This window comes from Niabella soli DSM 19437 (genome assembly GCF_000243115.2).
GTDB classification, from domain to species: domain Bacteria; phylum Bacteroidota; class Bacteroidia; order Chitinophagales; family Chitinophagaceae; genus Niabella; species Niabella soli.
In genome coordinates this window covers 4,210,957-4,229,388 of sequence record NZ_CP007035.1, presented here as the reverse complement: position 1 = coordinate 4,229,388, position 18,432 = coordinate 4,210,957, and the positions used below count along the sequence as shown (strand labels likewise).

Below are 18,432 nucleotides of genomic sequence, written 5' to 3'. Positions count from 1 at the left end.
TACATTATGCCCTCCGGGCATTTTAGCACCAGCTACGGAAAGATCAGTTGTGTCCACATGTAGGACAAAAGCGGGATCGCACTCTTCAGCTTCGCCACTACAATCAACAGTTGAAACGGGAGCGTTCATCGTTCTGCAAGAGACCAAAAGCTGCGAAACCCGCGGGTAGCCGTTAAGGCTTCCCCAAAACTTCGGCCAGCTTATTTTCCAGCTCTTCGCCACGCAGGTCTTTTCCCAGTATTTTTCCATCGGGGCCGATCAAAAAATTCCTCGGGATCGCGGTAATACGATATTGCTGCGCAACGGCATTTTCCCAGCCCTTCAGGTCGCTGACATGTGTCCAGGTCAGGCCGTCCTTTTTAATTGCCTGCTGCCATGCATCTTTTTCTTCATCCAATGATATGCCCAGCACTGTAAAGTTCTTGCCTTTGTATTTGTTATACATTTTTACCACGTTGGGGTTTTCGCGGCGGCAGGGTCCGCACCAACTGGCCCAAAAATCAACCAGCACATATTTTCCCCTGAATTGTGCTAAAGAAACATCTTTACCTGCTGCATCTTTCTGTGTAAAATCAGCGGCCACCGTACCTACCGCGTTAAAATGGGCGTCCTCCATTGCCTTTTGCAACTGACGGCCAATGCCCGTATTCATCACTTCTTTTGAAAGGGAGCCGGCCCGTTTATCCAACAATGCAACATCATCGGAAAAACCGATGGTAGACAGCAATACCATTGCGCTTACCGGTGACGCAGGGTGTTTCGCAATAAAAGCATCCACACTTTTCTCAATATCATCGGTCACGGTTTTCATCGCATTGGTAACACTATCACCACCGGTGCCGGATTGTGCCGCGATGCCCAGTTGATTAATCCGCTCAAATTTGGGCACGAAAATGTTTTGAAATTCAGAGAAATCATCCTGGGTTTTTGAACCGGTAAACTTCCAGTCGTCCATCTTCTGCCGCATATTCCCGGTTACCTTCACAGCATCGTTAGCAAGAAATAACGCTGTTTTCAGGGAGTCACCCGCCATCAGCCCCAAAATAGAAGGGCCGTCCACTTTACTATCCAAAGTAAAACTGCCGTTTTTTGACGTCGTTTGCGCCAGGATCGCTGATGATTTTTCCAGGTCTAATAATATGATCTTGGTATTATCGGGCATTCCCTCAATAGTTCCGCTAAGCGTTAATTTTTGCGCCAGTGCCACAACCGGGAAAAGCATTACCAACAAAAGGCCAATTTTATTCATTCGCATACATAGATTTTTGTTCTCTTAAAACAAGATTACGGTTTATTTGTTTCGTTTTTCTCATTAAGAAAATCCCAAAACAAACCTTAAGGTTAAAATTTAATACAAGTGATTGATTGTCTGCCTCTATTGATAGGTTAAGCCTATTGCAGCCTCATTTTTTTAGCAAAATATTAATCCAGTATTGCTGTTACAAAATCTTTAGTAACCGCTACAACATCCGTTTTCCCTTCCAACGCTTTTATAAAGGCCGAACCGATAATAGCGCCGTTGGAATGTTTGGCGGCTCTTGAAAAAGTGGTTTTGTCTTTAATGCCAAACCCAACCAGTACCGGGTTGTTGAGGTGATAGCCCTTCAGTCGTTCCAGATAAGCTTCTACTTCGGCGAAGTCCTTATCTTTTCCTGTAGTGGAAGAAGAGGACACCGCGTACAGAAAACCGCTGCTTAACCCGTCCAGCATCCGTACACGCTCCGCAGATGTTTCAGGTGTTACCAGGAAAATAAAATCAAGCCCCTGTTGTTCCACGGTGGGTTTATAAAGCGCTTCAAACTCATAAGGCGGCAGGTCCGGGATGATCAGTCCATCTACCCCAACAGCCGCCGCGTCGGCACAAAAGCGTTCAAAACCGTATAACAGTACCGGGTTTATGTTGCCCATAAGAATTACCGGGATGGTAACGGTACTGCGCATCGTTTTTAGCTGTTCAAACAATTTTGCGATAGTCATTCCATTCTTCAAAGCCACAACGCTGCTGTTCTGTATCGTTTCCCCATCTGCCAGCGGGTCACTATAGGGCATGCCCAATTCAATAATATCAGCACCGTTTTCCTGTAATGCCTGCATGATCAATAAGGTACTATCCAATTCCGGGTACCCGGCGGTGCAATAAATATTTAAAACGTTTGCTGGCTTCTTTTCAAAAAGCGTTTTCAGTCTTGACATAACTCTCGGCTCCTCTTTAATAATTTTGCATTTCACGCATATAAGTATCCATATCCTTATCCCCACGCCCGCTGAGGCAAACCACAACGGTATCGTTCTTTGTGTAAGAGATCTTATTCAGCGCGGCCAGGGCGTGCGCGCTTTCCAAAGCGGGAATAATTCCTTCCAGTTTTGCCAGTTCAAAGGCCGCCTGCAATGCTTCTTTATCAGTAGCATTTAAAAATTGCCCGCGCCCCGTCACAAATAAATTGGCGTGCATCGGTCCAATGCCCGGATAATCCAGTCCGGCCGAAATACTATAAGGCTCTTCCACCTGCCCGTCTGCGGTCTGCATCAGGTAACTTTTGCTTCCATGCAGAACCCCCGGCTTACCCAACTGGGTTGCAGCGGCGCTCATATGCGTATCAATACCGCATCCGGCGGCTTCCACGGCAATAATATCTACCGACGGCTCGTCCAGGAAATGATAAAAAGTGCCCGCCGCATTACTGCCCCCGCCCACGCAGGCCAGCACGGCAGTGGGCAATTCTGTACCAGTTTTTTCCTGGAGCTGCGCGCGTATTTCCTTACTGATCACGCTTTGAAAGCGGGCTACCATATCCGGATAAGGATGCGGCCCCACCACACTTCCGATAATATAAAAAGTATCATTTGGATTGTTGATCCAGTCTCGGATGGCTTCATTGGTGGCGTCTTTCAGTGTTTTGCTGCCGCTTTTGGCCGGCACAACGGAAGCACCCAGCATTTTCATGCGGGCCACATTGGGCGCCTGGCGTTCAATGTCTTTTTCGCCCATATAAACGATACATTCCAGTCCTTTTAGCGCACAAACGGTTGCGGTGGCCACCCCGTGCTGACCGGCTCCGGTCTCGGCAATGATCCGTTTTTTCCCCAAACGTTCTGCCACCAGTATCTGCCCAATGGTATTATTAACCTTGTGCGCACCGGTATGGCAAAGATCTTCGCGCTTTAAATAGACGTTGGTGCCATATTTTTCACTTAAGCGCGCTGCGTAATACAGCGGTGTGGGCCTGCCGGCATAATCCGACAGCAGGAGTTTATACTCCTCCTGAAAGGAGGCGCTTTCTATAATTTTTAAATAATTTTCCCGGAGCTCCTCCACATTCCTGTATAACATTTCCGGGATAAAAGCCCCGCCGAATTCACCATAATAACCATGCTCATCCGGTTGTTTATAAGATATCGCCATTAATTAAATACGCTGATTTTGTGAAGGGTAAAGGTACGTTAAATCGGGCAGTTTATGGTTGTAAGAAATGGCTATTTTAGGCAAAACTGCACTGACTTAACGAAAAATACAAAATCGCAAAAATCATTAAAATACATAAGGAAAGCCTTTGTTAGCGGTATATAATTCTTCTACGTTAATTCAAGGCTTAATTGTGCAGACGGGACTTTTTCTTTTTGTCCATGATTGTGATCTTGAATATTGTCAGCATTGAAATTGCAAACGAGAGCTTCAACTATAGTTCTTCTATTTTCAATATTGCCACCCGAATGGTAAAAGTGGTCTTTTGTCACAATATTAAATTTACTCCAAAATTTTGCAATCATTTCATTCTCTCTCCAGTCGTTATGATGCCATGTAGAAAGTATAAATTTTGCTTTGGTTTCACTTAGTAGATTAAATAGAAGTCTCTCATCCTGTTCTGTCCAGCCATTATAGTAATCAACATAGCGCCCATAATAGGGGGGGTCACAGTAAATAATATCTTGTTCGGTTGCAAGCGGAATGATTTCCGAAAATGACTTGTTATGAAATATCCAATTTGGCTCAGGTTGTATAATTTTTGAAACCGTTGAAACTTGATTTGTAATTTTTGTTGTATAGGCTTGCGCAAAACGGTCTGGCTTTTTACAAAAAGGAATATTCCAATTCCCCTTTTTCCCAAACCTCATCATTCCATTAAACCCAGCACGGGACAAGAAAATGAAGTCATAAGGCGAAAATTCTTGATTAAATCGTGCTCTTACTTTTCTATAATGATCATATCCGTTATCACCTGCCTTGCTTAATAATTCTCCTTCTTGCTCCAGGTAATGCCTCATTAATGGAGCGGTTATTTCGCCTTGCTGGATGCCTTTATAGAAAGTAATAATATGTGGATTTGTATCATTAAGAATTGCTTTTTCGTACCCCGAATTAAAAGCGACAACGCCAGTTCCCAGAAAAGGTTCAATCCATTTACCTTCAGCTTTTGGCGCAAGTTCCATTATCCACGGCACTAACTTAGTTTTAATGCCTTGGCTTTTAATTGGTGGGACTATTACTTTTTTATTCGTCATTGTCGCTTCCTGTCTCTATTTGGGAATCGTCTTCTTCGCTTAAATTAATAATTTCTTCTTGATGAGCTTCCAGTACGTTTATCCCTCTTTGCTTGTATTCCAAATATGATTTCAAATTAGTGTATGGCCGTGGAATTTCCAAAGCCTTGGCCATATCTTTTGTAAGAAAATAGATCCAATAATCATCATAGACTTCCTCTCCTAATGTTGAAAACACACCATTACCCTTTATCAACTTGTCAATACTGTTTGTAGAGCCTATGTTTTTTGTGTTGCCACTCCCTGGACTGGCAGATGCAATTTTGTATTTAGGCTGAACAAAAAAATGGAAGTCTTTGATTACTGATTCAATTTTATCCAGTTCATCTATTGAATAGATTGTTTTTTCATTTGGGTTTTCTTCAATTTGAGAATAGATAACACCTAAAACTAAATGTGCAGAATAAGATCCATAAGGGTATAACGTATTCTTTGTGCTTTTTCGATTGCGAAAATAACCTGTGAAAGCACCCAACGTCATGCTTTTTATTTTGTTTGTCGAGTCTTTAAACGTGCTTTTAATATCAACTGCAAAACGTTCGCCTGTTTTATTACAAGTAAAAGTCAGGTCAGGATAAAAATTTTGCTGAGGTGGAAGCTCAAGTTTCAGGTCATTTTTTTGCGCGAATTTTTCAAAGGCTGGTATCAACAAAATCTCCATAACTTTCGAAACAACTTTAGTATCAATGGATATGGTATAAACGTTTTTATAGATGTCAATAAACCCTTTTACAATCCAGTCGCCCTTTTCTGTTGCTATAACATTATTGTAAGTTTCAACTTCTTTTTGCAGGGCTAATAATAATTCATCTTTTGTCATTGTTGCTCAATGTTTGGCATCAAAGATATTCACTTTTGAGTTGCCGGGAATACTTAATAGCATTGCCATCAATGGATTTATTCTCGTTTCTTTCTAACTAAATCTGCTCCTGTTGTTAAAAGCTACCTTATCAAATTCCTTTCATCGAAAAAAAGAAAATCCAGAAAATAACGTTTATAGGTAAATATTTGGCGTTCAAAGGTCACGCGGCAAAGTTAACTATTCAGATAACATTTACAAAATTCAATCTTATTCTGATCGATATCATCTAAACTATTCGAAATAATTCGGCAATAAACTTCCGTCCATTCACCCCTCACCATTCACTATTCACTTCCTCCCGTAATTAAATAAATGATTCATAAACATATATACATTTAACTAAAATACATTTTTAATCGGCCCCAAAATTTCGTATATTTAATAGAACACATTTAAAAGCAGGGTAATGAGACTGGTATATGATGATATAATCAACCAGCCGAAGGATGCCCGTTCCGCTTTTATAAATATGAATATAAGTTTTACAGGAGACGCCATTTCCCATTTGGCCGAGAACGGCAACAGTTTTAATATTAAAGAATGGGTTTGGCACATTGAAATTATTGAAGGCCGGGAATGTTATATCGTAACGGATAAAAAAGCAGAAGGGGCAACCAATTAACGGCATTGAATTCGCGTTTGTAACAACCGGAGGGGGGCCTATATGCAGTTCGCACCATTAAAGGATTTTAATCACATCAAATAAAACTGCCCAAACCGGTAATTGCGATCGTCTTGATCGATTTTTTAAACCAGATCTTATGAAGGTAAAACAGGATAGTCCGGGTGTTTATATTCCACCTCCTTTGCTTTATGTACTTATATTTATAGCCGCTGTATTCCTGCAAAAAAAATTCAATATTGATGACGCGATGCTTCACACAAAGCCCGCCGGGTTAGCAGGGGTTTTACTTTTTATTGCTGCCCTTTTTTTCCTGGCAAGCAGCCTCACAACATTTTTCAAAACAAAGAATACGGTAGTGCTGATAAAAGCAGCTACCTCGCTTCAAACAACGGGGATCTATGGAATATCCCGGAATCCCATGTATGTGGGGCTCCTGTTTGTGTACCTGGGACTGGTCTGTTTTATTGGCAATTGGTGGCACCTGATCTTAGTGCCGTTGCTGATTTTTATCATCCAGGCCTATGTAATCAAAAGGGAAGAAAAGTATTTAGAACGCGCCTTTGGAAACCAATTCCTGGCTTACAAGAAACGGGTAAGAAGATGGTTATAAAATATATTCCGGGACAAAACTGACTTATCAGACAACACCTCCCAAGGCCCCATCCTATTGCATCAGATCGTATTTGGTCTTGGGCCGTTCCGCTTCCCGCCAGGTAAATCCTTTTAACCGGGTCTCTTCCGGCGATTTGCTGCGTATGGGCCAGAAAGTGGCATTTGCCTCGCTTCTGAAAACGATCTTCTTCAACTTTTTTTCCGCAAAATAAGCGTCCAGGATATCTGCCGTGACTTCGTTAATCCCAACAAAAGCGCTGTCGTCATCCTGCACAAAGTATAGCGATTCTACCGATCCTTTGGCGCGCATCGAATCCATAGAACCATTGGTAAAATAGCCATCGATCCGGGAGCCTTTGATCTGGTTATAGGCCTGTCCTTCCACATGATTGATCATCAGGCCATTCTTAAACGCTTCCAATCGATCCATTTGCTTATTTTTCGTATGCAACAGGATGGTGTCACCCGTGATCTGACTGTTCTTTCCCCAAATTACGGGGCGTTGGTATAAACGGAAGGTAGAGTCTTTAAAAGAGTAGAACAGGCTATCGGAAACGGCCTGCACCGAATCGGAATAAATTTTTACGTTATGAAAAGCCTCAAAATACCGGTTGGTGCTGTCGTTGGCAGCCACAGGCTTTTCTGTTTTGACGGAAGGCGGGCCTTTTTTTCCTGAAGCCCCGGCATTGGCTATGGGAACCGGCTTTACAGATGGCAGTATCGGCTCTTCCTGTATACGACCTGGTATGGTTTTTATGGGAGCCAGGGCAACGATATCAGGCGCCGGGGCCTTCTGATCGGGATCTGTTGAAGAAGGCAATACAATTGTCTTTTTTGATACGGCGTCTGAATTATTTTTTTCGATGGCCGCTGCCAGCGCCTTCGCATCCGGTACCGGTCGTACATAGCGCTGCATACTATCGCTCAGGTTTAAACTATCCGTTTTGATAGCAGTGTCCTTTTTTACTTTTATACTATCACCGCCCAATGCAGGCGATACTACGTAGAGATCCGTAAGCTTCGCACTAAAAAGTGTATCTGCCGTTACATAAAGGGAATCCGCCCCCTGTTTGATGATCATCAGCGGTTTTTGCGTGGCCAGGAACGCATCGGTGCTCCTGTTCTGATAGATAAGATTGCCGATAACGGTGGTTTTACGCACCGTATCGATGAGGACCGCCGACCCATCCGCTTTAGCGATATTATTGTTTAGCGAAACATTATCCGCATTTAACGTGGTACCCTTCCCGTCATTGATAAACGGGCGCTGACCAAACTGTGCTTCGCCGGTTTTTAAATCATAAAAGCCGTCTTTCGTATCAATAGAGCGGTTGGCACTATCTTTAATATTGGTCATGGCAATAAAGCGGGCCGTCCGGCTTTCCGTGTTATACAGCAAGGAATCCGTTGTTATTTTATAGGCGGGATCATTTACCAGCACATTTTTCTTAAAGTACACATCCTTCATGTCTGTATAATAAAGGCCTTCCTTGCTGGTGATCACCGTTTTTTTATTCACTACTTTACCGCCATTGGTATAAGTGGCGATCTTGGTAGCCATATTGTAGGTCAAATCAGGCGTTGTCAACGTTGTTTGCCCATCCGTTAATTTTACATTCTTATCCAGGTAGGCGATCTGTTTTGCGATCAGGTACCGTAAATGGTCTGCATAAATATGGGTGGTATCATTATCAATGATATGTACGCTGCCCCAGGCCTCAAATGTATTAGCACGGTCATTTTTTTCGCAACGGTCGCATTTAAAAGTGGTAGTGCCCTGTTTCAGGAGCACTGCCCCCTTTAAAACCGTAAGATTGGTGCTATCGTTTACTTTTTTGAGCGAAATGCTGTCTGCATGGATAATATCAATCGGACCGCCACTGCCTGGGGGCACCGGCTTTTGCCCAAAGACCACCGTTGCCACACTAAGCAACAAAAAGGCGAACCCGAATTTTAATAAACCAATGGGACGTTGCATTTTATACAAAGGTGAGTGATTATTTGGGAATGGAATCCTTTATGGCAGGAGCCGTCAGCTCGCCAGCCTTGTTCTTTTTCCCAAATACTGAAATATTAACGTATCGCTTGGGGTGCACGCGTATGTCGTCCAGCAGGATTTCGGCGCTTAGCGCGATCTGGCTCAACCGGTTATATAGCTGCCGGTCGTTCATCAGGGCACCAATGCTTCCATTGGGGTTGGACAATTGATTTACGGTGTGATGCAGCGCGGAAACCGTCGCATTCAACGTATCCATCGTTTGCTGCAACTGCAACTCCGAAAGATTTTTACTGAACCGGTTTGCATTGCCTAATACCGTATCTATTTGACCGTTATTTCTTTTTAATGCTTCCGTAAAGGTGCTCAGGTTACTGAGTGATGCGGCCAATGGCTTTTGAACCCCTGTGAGGACCAGGTTTAGCGACGCAATAGTATACTTCAGGTTGGCAATAGCTTCCTGGAGATTGCGTTGGGTGGGTGCGTCCAGTGTATTATTTACATTCGAAAGCAGAAGCGTTAATGAATCTGCTACTGTTTTTACCTTACCCATCAGCGGTTTGGCTTCCGAAGAAAGATTACCCAGCAAGCCGTCTTCTGCACGGGTTTTAAGCGTGCCGCCATCGCTGAGAAATGTTTTGCTGGTCCCTTTTTCTATCACCACTTCTGAGCTGCCCAATAAACTGCCCGAAATATACGCCACCGAATTATCAGGAATATTCACATCCTGAGTAAGGCTGATCGTAACTTTTATATTGGTAATATTCGGATCTGCCGGTTCGATCTGGTAAACCGATCCTACCGCCAATCCATTAATTTTTACGAGGTTAGATTTTTCCAGACCGCCTACCGATTTAAAAATGGCATATAGTTTTGGATTATGGTTGAATACATCCTTTCCTTTTAAAAACCTGAACCCGAAAATCAGTGCAATTATGGCCACTACGGCCATAATGCCCACTTTCAATTCATTTGATACCTTCATGAAAATTGGTTTAAATAACGCTCCCGGTTGCGCCGTTCGAATTATATTGCAAATAACGACCGAAAAAATTAAAAATCAGCTTATTTAAGTAAAAAACTATACAGAGCAATCGTTAATTCTTTATATACGAACCCGCTAACCGAGGAGGGAATGCTTATTGAGCCCCGCCATTTATTGCAAGGGAGCCCGGGCTGACGGTGCTGTATTTATCAACATATGTTTTCACGGCGGCTAAAATACTGTTTACGATCTCGTCTTGTCCGGCGGTGCTCATCAAAAAGGCTTCGTCTTCTTTATTACTGATAAAACCCATTTCCACGAGTACACTGGGCATACCTGTAGCCTGCAACACCCAAATGCCTTTATGATTCCGTTGCTGAACGCCACGGCTCAGCCTGCCGTCCTGAACAAAGTTTTTCTCAACCAGGCTGGCGAGGGAATAGCTCTTCCGGAAATAGTTTTGCGCATAGATCAGCATCCGCACCCTTTCTGCAGGGTCATTGGCATCCGGCATGGAAGGGGCATCTGCTCCACCACCGGTTTCTTCATTGTAATAGTTACTGTCTTCGTCATCGACATTTTTCATAGAATTTACCTTCTGATCGTTTTTCCCAACCGCCCAGATATAGGTTTCAGTTCCGCGGGCTTTATTCTCTACCCAAACATCCTCGTATATATTAGTGTAATAGGTTTGTTTTTTATGTTTTTTATGCCGGCCTTTGCCCACAGTAATGGTCCTGGTGTGCGCTTTTCTGCCAATAACCCGCTGTATGTACCAGCCGCCGGGCTTTCTGCCTGCCGAATTGCAGTGCAGCGAAATAAACAGATCCCCGTTGTTCCGGTTTGCAAAATCGGCCCGGTAACGGTTGGCCGCTTTTGCGTTGGTTAAACCACCCGGCAACGCCGATGTGGTCCGGGTTTCAAGAATATTAATCCCTTTTAATTCCGTACGCATTACAGTAGCCAGCTTGCGGGCTACCTGCAGCGTTATAGCTGCTTCGTTGGTTTGGGTGCCCTCGGCGCCCACATCGGGACCGCCATGGCCGGCATCTACTATAATTGTTTTAATGGCGCCGGACTTTGCAGTTGGAGCATTTTGCTGTGCCGAAACGTTTACTAAAGAGCCAACCGAGAAAAACAATGCCAATGCTGAAGATAAAATCTGTTTCATACTAAATCTAATCTGAGGAAGCAAAACGAATATCGCTGAATTTAGAATATTTAATTTAGAAGCTTCACAAAATCTTTACTATGTTATTTATACATTTGCCCGTACTTTGGAGCAAACCTTAATGCGCAAATTTAAAAGATTTTATTTTGTTGTATTGTTTCTAACGGCTATGATATTGATAGTCGTTAAAAAAAACTTTGCCATTAATTCAAGGGCTGATGTTGATGCCCCCCCGTTCTTTTTTATGAAAGACACGATTCCGAAAAAATCCATAAAAGATACGCTGCCTGGTAAAGACACAATAAAGATAACCGATTCTTCTAAATTGACAACAGATTCGGCTAAAAAGCCAAGAGCAGACACCTTTTCTTTAAAAATGTCGAAAGACACCCTGAGCGGGCCGGTTAAATACTACGCACAGGATTCCATTGTCGGATTTATGGATTCAAAGACCATGGATCTTTACGGGAAGGCGAAAACCGAATACCAGGATATGACCTTAACGGCACCTGTTATTTCCATAAACCAGGAGAAACATATGATCTCTGCCAAAGCCGGCAGGGACAGCACAGGAGAAATTAGCGATTATGCTGATATGAAGCAGGCTGATAACGAGTTTAAGAGCGAGCATATGGAGTATAACTTCAAAACGCAGCAGGGGATCACCAAGGGAACCATTACCCAGCAGGGCGATATGTTCGTGCATTCTGATATTGTAAAAAAGGTGGATGAACGGACTATGTACAGCCAGGGAACATTTTTTACCACCTGTAACCTGGATCATCCCCATTTCGGTTTTCGCGCGCGTAAGTCAAAAATCATTAACAAAAAATTAGCGGTAACAGGCGCCATCCGGCCCGAGTTTGACTCCGTGCCGATCCCTGTTTATTTGCCTTTTGGAATTTTTCCGTTGTACCAGGGGCGGCATTCCGGCATCTTATCCCCTTCTTTTGAACGCAACGATGTGCAGGGGTTGGGGCTGTCCCGCCTGGGTTATTATAAAGTAATTAATGATAATTGGGATGTTCAGGTATATGGCAATATTTATTCCTATGGAAGCTGGTCGGGCAACATACAGCCCACCTACCGGAAACGTTATAAATACCAGGGTTCGCTGAATTTTGGCTTGCAGGCTACCAAGCGTAATTTCAAAGGCGATCCGGATTATTACAGCACCAAAACCTACACGCTCAACTGGGCGCATTCGTCCGACAGCCGGGCAAGGCCGGGTACGAACTTTTCCGCCAACGTAAATATGAGCTCTACCCGGTATAATGAGAATATTCCCAACAGTAACCTGATGAATTTTAATAATACAGCAGGTTCCTCCATTACCTATTCCAAAACCTGGCAGGACAAACCCTTTTCCCTAACGGTGAGCGCCAACCACAACCAGAATAATGCGGCGCGCCTGGTGACGATCAATTTTCCCAATGCCGCATTTACGGTAAACACCTTATACCCGCTGCAGAAAAAAGAGGCTGTTGGCCCCAAGAAGTGGTACGAACAGTTAGGGATTGGCTACCAGGTGGGTTTTCAGACAGCAGCTCCTTTTTATGAATATTCAGACTCCGTTAAAGCCCAGCTAAGGCGGGAAGGGCGCTACCGGGGCGTATTTCAGCGTATGTGGGATACCTTGCAGTTCAACGGCACCCAAAGCATACCGATTTCGCTTTCCTTGCCTCCTATTTTAGGCGGTGCCGTTATGATCTCCCCGTCCATTTCTTATTCACAGACTTTTATGAACCGTAGAACGAAATACGAATTCATACAAGATACTGTTATAGGTGTAGCCAGCAATGCTATGTCGCTGCGGCACCAGATGAGCATGGGCATCAGCTTTAACTCAGCCCTTTACGGAACCTATAAATTTAAGAATAACACTTTTATACGGCATGTGATACGGCCAACGGTGGCCTTAAGCTATACACCGGATCTGAATAAAGATAATTACCAAAAGGTAACGGTAACAGATAAAAAAACCGGGGAGCAATCGGTCTATTACTACGACCAACTGGCCGGCATTGGTGCAGCACCCATAAGTATTTTCACCGCCCGGAAGTTTGGGGGTATCAATTTTGGGCTGGATAATAACCTGGAGATGAAAGTGCGCGCCAAGAAAGGCAAGAAACAGAGCGATGCTGACACCGCGGCTGATGGTACCGTGACCAGCTCCAAGGTAGATGAGAACGGGTTTAAAAAAGTGCGGCTGATCGATGGGTTCGGGATCACTTCCTCCTATAACATGTTTGCGGATTCCATGAAGCTTTCTCCTTTCAGTATGTATTTCAGAACCAACCTGTTTGATAAAATAAATCTGAGCGCCAACGGAACGATAATGCCTTACCGGCTGGATGCGAACGGCGCCCCCACAAAATATTATGCCTGGGAAGGCCGGCGGTTCAATATAGGTACCCTGACCAATGCCAGTGTATCTTTGAGCACCAGCTTCCAAAGTAAGCCCAAGGACGCTGCTAAAGCCAAGCAACGACAGGAGGCTATTAACAATCAAATGAATGATCCTATGCTGCAGGGAGACCGGCAGCGGCTGCTGGAATATATGCAGCAAAACCCCGCGGAGTTTGTCGATTTTAATACCCAATGGTCGGTAAACGTTTCGTACTCGCTCACTTATACAAAGCCCAGCAGCATTACCGGCTCCTATGCATCGCGATATAATGGCATTACTTCCAGCAGCAGTTTCAGCGGCAGCTTTAACTTAACGCCCAAATGGAATTTTAGTGTAAACGGCTATTATGATTTTGCTACCAACAAGATCCAGACTTTTAGCATGGCCATTTCCAGGGACCTGCACTGCTGGCAGTTATCCGTAAATGTGACACCTGTGGGCATTTACCGGTATTTCAATTTTACCATCAGCCCGAAAGCCGGGATATTACAGGATCTGAAGATCAACCGCAACCGCTCCTTCTATAACGGAGGACCAAGCTATTAGTGTTGCTGGTTCCTAGTTTCTAGATGCTGGTTTCTGGATATGCGTTCAGCATTGCGCATTCCGCGTTTAGCGTTCAAGGTTTAATGTTGGGGACTCGCTTCCGAAACGATTTTTCGTTTATTGTTTATCGTTAACTATTGTTCCAGGTTTCAGGTTACTGGATGCTGGTTTCTGGATATGCGTTCAGCATTGCGCATTCCGCGTTTAGCGTTCAAGGTTTAATGTTGGGGACTCGCTTCCGAAACAGTTTTTCGTCTATTGTTTATCGTTTGGCGTTAACTGCCGTTCCAGGTTACAGGTTTCTGGATCTTGCGTTGCGCATTGCGCGTTCTGCGTTCAAAGTTCAAGGTTCCTTCCATAGACTATTGACCATGGGCCATTGACTTTTCACATTTCCCTATTGCCTGTCGCGCAAATAACCGGTCATAATAGCAAACACTTCTTCCTTTAACGTTGCCGCACCTTTCCCACTCACTTCCACCGGTTTTAAAAAATGCAGTTCCAGCGTGCGGGGCAAAAAGAAAAAGGGTTTGTTCAAAGGCACTGCTTCTTTAGTACCGATGATCACGCCGGGGATAACCGGGTGACCGGTATCGGCCGCCAGCTTAAAAGCGCCGTTATAAAAAGGCTTTAGCGGTGCGCTGGTGCGGTTACGCGTGCCTTCGGGATAAATACACATATGCATCCCCGCCTTTAAAACGGCCTTCATTTTTTCGATACTTTGTTTCCGGCTCTTTTCACTTTTACGATCTACCAATACCGAGCCTTTGGAATAATACCAGCCAAAGATGGGAATTTTTGCAAAGCTGTTTTTGGCGATCGTTTTATTGGGACCGGGAATAAAGGCCGAAGACAATGGAATATCGAGCAATGAATTATGATTACAGGTAACGATATAGCCCATCCCCTCTTGAAAATTTTCAGTGCCCCGTATTTTTACCGGGCACCCGATGATAAACATCCAGATATGCATCCACACTTTCGACACTTGTATAAAGTAGGCCGTGGAGGCAGGCTCCTTAAATAAATAGGAAAGCAATGCAAATGGCAGTACAAGGATAAAAGTAATAATAAAGGTCACCAGCGCCCATGCCGCGCACAGCCTGCCCGCAATTTCTTTAAGGATATTCATTCATTCATTATTTGAAGCCGCTGAACTCCATTTAAAGGAATCCATGAGATCAGCAAAAATAGTTTTTTTATACCCTTCCCATTCATCCTTTAAAACACTATAGTAGATTGAGGTTCTACGGTTGCCGTTCCACAGCAGGGAGTGGCTCCGCAAAACGCCTTCGGCCACACCACCCACTTTTTCCAACCCCCGCCTCGCCCTTAGGTTCTGCACGCCGGTTTTAAATTCGACGCGCTCCATGTTCATAACCTCAAAAGCGTAATATAATAAACAGAATTTTGCATGAAAATTAATACCCGTCCCCCGGAATGTGGGCGCCAGCCAGCTCCACCCGATCTCTGCGCGTTTATCGTACCACGCTATATTGCCGATACTGCTGCTGCCAGCGACGGAACCCGTGGCTTTTACAATTATCGTAAACGGCAAACGGGTGCCGGCGTTTTTACCCTGTACCGCCTCTGCGATCCATTTTTCCAACTGTACCGGTAGGCTCAGGTTAAGGGAAAAGTATTCCCACATGTCTTTATCCAGACTTGTTAATGCCCAAAAGGACCCGTAGTCCACTGGCTGCACCGGCCTTAAAAAGACTTTCGAGGTTTCTAAAAAAATATCAGTTACTGTCATTTTTTGTTTATTGCTTTAACGACTAAGAGATATTTTTTGCCGGGAAGGCGGTAAAACGGCACGTAAGAGACGCTGCGCGAGACTTGTAGTCTCGCGTAATTATTTTGTCGCCTTCGGCGACACTATTCCCCTTTTAATCCCTTTATAAACTTTTCAATCAATCCCATATCCTTTATACCCGGCGCTGTTTCAAACCGGCTGTTCACATCCAGCGCATACACTTCCTGATCCGCAAGGAACGATTTCAAATCTGTTATATCTTTTGGTCCGATGCCGCCGCTTAGGAACCAGGATTTTCCCAGGACAGCCGAGCGCAGGGCCGACCAGTCGAACTTCTGACCCGTGCCCCCATATTCTTTCGCTTTAGTATCGAATAAAAAAGCGGCAGCCTCTTTTTCGAAAGGGTCAGTCAGACCTGCAATATCCTCATCTCCTTTTAGGCGGAACACTTTAATAATTTTCGCATTTATGTTCAATGATCTTATGAACTCCGGCGTCTCCTCCCCATGTAACTGAACAGCCTCCAGTCCGTAGGCTGCTACTGTTTCCCGTATCGTTTCAACAGTTGCGTTAACAAATACTCCAACTTTTTTGATACCGGCCAGCGCCTTTAATGCCGCAGGTTCTATTTTTCCTGCAACATATCTCGGCGAAGCCGGGTAAAAAATAAACCCTGCATAATCTACGCCCAGCGCTGCCAGTTGCGCCACCTGCTGCAACTGCGTCATCCCACAAACTTTTATCAAAGGAGCGTTCATTGCTGCGCCTGTAATTGGGTTACAAAATTTTCAAATGCCATGGGCGGATTTTCCTGTTTCATAAAATATTCACCGATCAAAAATCCTTTAAAGCCGTTTTTACGGAACAGTAAAATATCTTCAATCTTATCGATGCCGCTTTCTGCAATTTTAATACGATCGCCGGGAATCTGTTCCGCCATTTTCAAACTCCGGTCAATATCTACCTTAAAAGTTTTAAGATCGCGATTATTAATACCCACAATCCGGGTGGCACTACAAATATGTCCCAACTCCTCTTCCGCATGCAGTTCCAATATCGTTTCCAATCCCAGGGAAGCTGCAAAGTTCGCCAACCGGTTTACCTCGGCCGGAGATAAACAAGCCGCAATCAGCAATATAATATCAGCCCCTATAGATTTTGCCTCTACAATCTGGTATTCATCAATAATAAAATCTTTTCGCAGAATGGGGATCGCCTGCTCCCGGGCAATAACAAGATCCTTCTGGGAGCCACCGAAAAAATTTTCATCGGTTAAAACCGAAAGCGCCGCAGCACCAAAGCGGCTATACGCCGCTGTGATCGTTGCCACATCTGCCTCTTTATTGATAAATCCTTTGGAGGGTGATTTGCGCTTGAACTCTGCTATAATACCCGTGCTGCCGGGCTGCTGCAGTGATGCCGCCAGCGATCGCACCGGCAACTGAAAGGCCGCTGTTGTTTCCAGCATTTTATACGCTGTTTGTTGCTTCCGTGCGGCCACTTCTGTTCTTTTGTGCGCAATGATCGTATCTAATATATTCATACCCTTAAAAACCTGTTGTTGCGTAACTACGGCACGCTGTTAATTTATTTAATCATTTTTTCTACCAACCGGACGCCCCTACGGGGCGTTGTAAAACGAGACAAACAAAGAAGAGTGGCATTGACATAAATTTACATTGCTATTGTCCGCCCTTTTAAATTCAATATTCTTTATTTTACATTTCTTTTAGCTCGTCGATTTTGCGCTTGCCCCTATTCACTATTCCCCATTGACTATTGCCCCTTTTTTACTGCAATGCAATTAATTTCTGTAAGCATTGATACGCTTTACCTGCCCGCAGGCTTTCTTTTGCCGCATCAAATGCCGCTGCATAATCCGGGTAGGCACCCGTTACCTCCAGCGCCACGGCAGCATTTGCCAGCACCACCGCTTCCTGTTCCGGCGTGCCATTCCCCTGTATGATATCCGAAAATATTTTTGCCGCTGCCGCTACGGTATCGCCGCCTTTAATTGATTCCGGACCTACTTCCCTGCCACCCAGCTCCATAGCAGATAAGATACGCTCCCCGGCAACTGTAATAATTTTGGAATCCCCCGTCAATGAAATTTCATCATATCCATCCAGTCCGTGAACGATAGCAAAATTCTTTGTCTGTTGTTGCATAAGATAATTGTACAGCCGCGCCATTTCCAGGTTGTATACACCAATAATACTAAAGGACGGAAAGGCCGGGTTTACCAGGGGGCCCAGCATATTAAAAAACGTACGCAGCCCCAGGTTTTTGCGAATGGGACCTACATTTTTCAGCGCCGGATGAAACTGCGGGGCATGCAAAAAGCAAATGCCCGCAGCTTCCAGTTCGCGCTGCAGGGTTTGCTGATCATTCTTAAATTTATACCCCAGGGATTCCACCAGGTTGGATGCGCCACTAACCGTGGAAGCGCCATAATTTCCGTGTTTACTCACTTTATGTCCTGTGCCGGCAACAATAAAACAGGACAGCGTGGAAATGTTAAACGTATTCTTCCCATCGCCACCGGTGCCTACAATATCAATGGTATCGATTCCGCCAAAATCCAGCGGCACACAGAGTTCCAGCAGTGCTTCCTGGAACCCTTGCAGTTCCTGCAGGGTGATGCTGCGCATCAGGTACACGGTCATAAATGCTGTTACTTCGTGCTCATTATAAACCCCTTTGCCAATATTCACCAACACCTCCCGGGCGGTCGACCGGTCCAGCGTTTTGTGCTCAAATAATATCGATAATATTTTTTTCATTTTTTTCATTTTTTTATGCCGGCTGCAATGCTACTATCAGCTTCGTTGCGTCGCACCCTTCATCGTCCCGATCCTATCTATGTATCGCCGCGATGCGGCTACAAATATCTCGCTCCTACGGAGCTGTACCATGAGCTATCGACTATG

Annotated in this window: 16 protein-coding genes; 3 read left to right on the top strand and 13 right to left on the bottom strand. The window is 44.5% G+C overall.

Annotated features, from left to right (window positions below; genetic code table 11):
* Positions 1 to 172: 172 nt before the first annotated feature.
* The 5 genes from NIASO_RS17740 to NIASO_RS17720 all read right to left on the bottom strand — a co-directional run bounded on the left by NIASO_RS17740 (position 173) and on the right by NIASO_RS17720 (position 5,359).
* Positions 173 to 1,249 carry a TlpA disulfide reductase family protein gene (locus NIASO_RS17740; protein ID WP_025299113.1) on the bottom strand — a complete coding sequence of 359 codons (1,077 nt, stop codon included), beginning with the start codon at positions 1,247 to 1,249 and terminating at the stop codon, positions 173 to 175.
* A 173-nt stretch (positions 1,250 to 1,422) separates the two neighbouring features.
* Positions 1,423 to 2,193, bottom strand: coding sequence for a tryptophan synthase subunit alpha (gene trpA, locus NIASO_RS17735; protein WP_008588244.1), 771 nt, complete (start codon positions 2,191 to 2,193; stop codon positions 1,423 to 1,425).
* A gap of 16 nt (positions 2,194 to 2,209) precedes the next feature.
* The gene (gene trpB, locus NIASO_RS17730; protein ID WP_008588242.1) at positions 2,210 to 3,403 is read right to left on the bottom strand and encodes a tryptophan synthase subunit beta; all 1,194 of its coding nucleotides are present in this window, start codon (positions 3,401 to 3,403) and stop codon (positions 2,210 to 2,212) included.
* Positions 3,404 to 3,573: 170 nt separating this feature from the next.
* The gene (locus NIASO_RS17725; protein WP_025299111.1) at positions 3,574 to 4,500 is read right to left on the bottom strand and encodes a DNA adenine methylase; all 927 of its coding nucleotides are present in this window, start codon (positions 4,498 to 4,500) and stop codon (positions 3,574 to 3,576) included.
* Entirely contained in the window at positions 4,490 to 5,359 is an 870-nt protein-coding gene (locus tag NIASO_RS17720) for an EcoRV family type II restriction endonuclease (RefSeq protein ID WP_008588239.1), read from the bottom strand. The genes NIASO_RS17725 and NIASO_RS17720 overlap by 11 nt, the downstream gene beginning before the upstream one ends.
* Before the next feature lie 448 nt (positions 5,360 to 5,807).
* Here NIASO_RS17720 and NIASO_RS17715 point away from each other — a divergent pair, with 448 nt between their 5' ends.
* Both NIASO_RS17715 and NIASO_RS17710 read left to right on the top strand, forming a co-directional pair.
* Positions 5,808 to 6,023, top strand: a complete 216-nt coding sequence (locus NIASO_RS17715) for a hypothetical protein (RefSeq protein WP_008588237.1) — start codon at positions 5,808 to 5,810, stop codon at positions 6,021 to 6,023.
* 139 nt (positions 6,024 to 6,162) lie between these two features.
* Entirely contained in the window at positions 6,163 to 6,636 is a 474-nt protein-coding gene (locus tag NIASO_RS17710; RefSeq protein ID WP_008588235.1) for a methyltransferase family protein, read from the top strand.
* Positions 6,637 to 6,690: 54 nt separating this feature from the next.
* Here the strand turns inward: NIASO_RS17710 and NIASO_RS17705 are convergent, their stop codons facing one another.
* The 3 genes from NIASO_RS17705 to NIASO_RS17695 form a co-directional block, all read right to left on the bottom strand.
* A complete protein-coding gene (locus tag NIASO_RS17705; protein WP_008588232.1) occupies positions 6,691 to 8,616 on the bottom strand; it encodes an OstA-like protein in 1,926 nt (641 codons plus the stop codon).
* A gap of 19 nt (positions 8,617 to 8,635) precedes the next feature.
* A complete protein-coding gene (locus NIASO_RS17700; protein ID WP_008588230.1) occupies positions 8,636 to 9,619 on the bottom strand; it encodes an MlaD family protein in 984 nt (327 codons plus the stop codon).
* A 154-nt stretch (positions 9,620 to 9,773) separates the two neighbouring features.
* Positions 9,774 to 10,790 carry an N-acetylmuramoyl-L-alanine amidase family protein gene (locus tag NIASO_RS17695; RefSeq protein ID WP_044046348.1) on the bottom strand — a complete coding sequence of 339 codons (1,017 nt, stop codon included), beginning with the start codon at positions 10,788 to 10,790 and terminating at the stop codon, positions 9,774 to 9,776.
* Between the two features lie 169 nt (positions 10,791 to 10,959).
* Between NIASO_RS17695 and NIASO_RS17690 the strand changes: the two genes are divergently transcribed.
* Positions 10,960 to 13,746: a putative LPS assembly protein LptD gene (locus NIASO_RS17690; protein ID WP_008588227.1), complete on the top strand. Its 2,787-nt coding sequence runs from the start codon at positions 10,960 to 10,962 to the stop codon at positions 13,744 to 13,746.
* Between the two features lie 397 nt (positions 13,747 to 14,143).
* Here NIASO_RS17690 and NIASO_RS17685 read toward each other — a convergent pair whose 3' ends face one another.
* From NIASO_RS17685 to trpD, 5 genes are all read right to left on the bottom strand, one after another.
* Positions 14,144 to 14,878 (bottom strand): lysophospholipid acyltransferase family protein, encoded by a 735-nt coding sequence (locus NIASO_RS17685; RefSeq protein WP_008588225.1) that lies wholly within the window; start codon positions 14,876 to 14,878, stop codon positions 14,144 to 14,146.
* Positions 14,879 to 15,502 (bottom strand): GNAT family N-acetyltransferase, encoded by a 624-nt coding sequence (locus NIASO_RS17680; protein ID WP_008588223.1) that lies wholly within the window; start codon positions 15,500 to 15,502, stop codon positions 14,879 to 14,881. It abuts the gene before it with no gap.
* Between the two features lie 122 nt (positions 15,503 to 15,624).
* The gene (locus tag NIASO_RS17675; protein WP_008588221.1) at positions 15,625 to 16,230 is read right to left on the bottom strand and encodes a phosphoribosylanthranilate isomerase; all 606 of its coding nucleotides are present in this window, start codon (positions 16,228 to 16,230) and stop codon (positions 15,625 to 15,627) included.
* 26 nt (positions 16,231 to 16,256) lie between these two features.
* Positions 16,257 to 17,045, bottom strand: a complete 789-nt coding sequence (gene trpC / locus NIASO_RS17670; RefSeq protein ID WP_008588219.1) for an indole-3-glycerol phosphate synthase TrpC — start codon at positions 17,043 to 17,045, stop codon at positions 16,257 to 16,259.
* Positions 17,046 to 17,292: 247 nt separating this feature from the next.
* Positions 17,293 to 18,285: an anthranilate phosphoribosyltransferase gene (gene trpD, locus NIASO_RS17665; protein WP_008588217.1), complete on the bottom strand. Its 993-nt coding sequence runs from the start codon at positions 18,283 to 18,285 to the stop codon at positions 17,293 to 17,295.
* Between the last annotated feature and the right edge of the window lie 147 nt (positions 18,286 to 18,432).

Coding starts and splice junctions, on each gene's coding strand:
- NIASO_RS17680 (WP_008588223.1), bottom strand. CDS start 15,502: ATGACAGTAACTGATATTTTTTTAGAAACCTCGAAAGTCTTTTTAAGG.
- trpB (WP_008588242.1), bottom strand. CDS start 3,403: ATGGCGATATCTTATAAACAACCGGATGAGCATGGTTATTATGGTGAA.
- trpC (WP_008588219.1), bottom strand. CDS start 17,045: ATGAATATATTAGATACGATCATTGCGCACAAAAGAACAGAAGTGGCC.
- trpD (WP_008588217.1), bottom strand. CDS start 18,285: ATGAAAAAAATATTATCGATATTATTTGAGCACAAAACGCTGGACCGG.
- NIASO_RS17695 (WP_044046348.1), bottom strand. CDS start 10,790: ATGAAACAGATTTTATCTTCAGCATTGGCATTGTTTTTCTCGGTTGGC.
- NIASO_RS17700 (WP_008588230.1), bottom strand. CDS start 9,619: ATGAAGGTATCAAATGAATTGAAAGTGGGCATTATGGCCGTAGTGGCC.
- NIASO_RS17740 (WP_025299113.1), bottom strand. CDS start 1,249: ATGAATAAAATTGGCCTTTTGTTGGTAATGCTTTTCCCGGTTGTGGCA.
- NIASO_RS17675 (WP_008588221.1), bottom strand. CDS start 16,230: ATGACGCAGTTGCAGCAGGTGGCGCAACTGGCAGCGCTGGGCGTAGAT.
- NIASO_RS17715 (WP_008588237.1), top strand. CDS start 5,808: ATGAGACTGGTATATGATGATATAATCAACCAGCCGAAGGATGCCCGT.
- NIASO_RS17710 (WP_008588235.1), top strand. CDS start 6,163: ATGAAGGTAAAACAGGATAGTCCGGGTGTTTATATTCCACCTCCTTTG.
- trpA (WP_008588244.1), bottom strand. CDS start 2,193: ATGTCAAGACTGAAAACGCTTTTTGAAAAGAAGCCAGCAAACGTTTTA.
- NIASO_RS17690 (WP_008588227.1), top strand. CDS start 10,960: ATGATATTGATAGTCGTTAAAAAAAACTTTGCCATTAATTCAAGGGCT.
- NIASO_RS17720 (WP_008588239.1), bottom strand. CDS start 5,359: ATGACAAAAGATGAATTATTATTAGCCCTGCAAAAAGAAGTTGAAACT.
- NIASO_RS17705 (WP_008588232.1), bottom strand. CDS start 8,616: ATGCAACGTCCCATTGGTTTATTAAAATTCGGGTTCGCCTTTTTGTTG.
- NIASO_RS17725 (WP_025299111.1), bottom strand. CDS start 4,500: ATGACGAATAAAAAAGTAATAGTCCCACCAATTAAAAGCCAAGGCATT.
- NIASO_RS17685 (WP_008588225.1), bottom strand. CDS start 14,878: ATGAATATCCTTAAAGAAATTGCGGGCAGGCTGTGCGCGGCATGGGCG.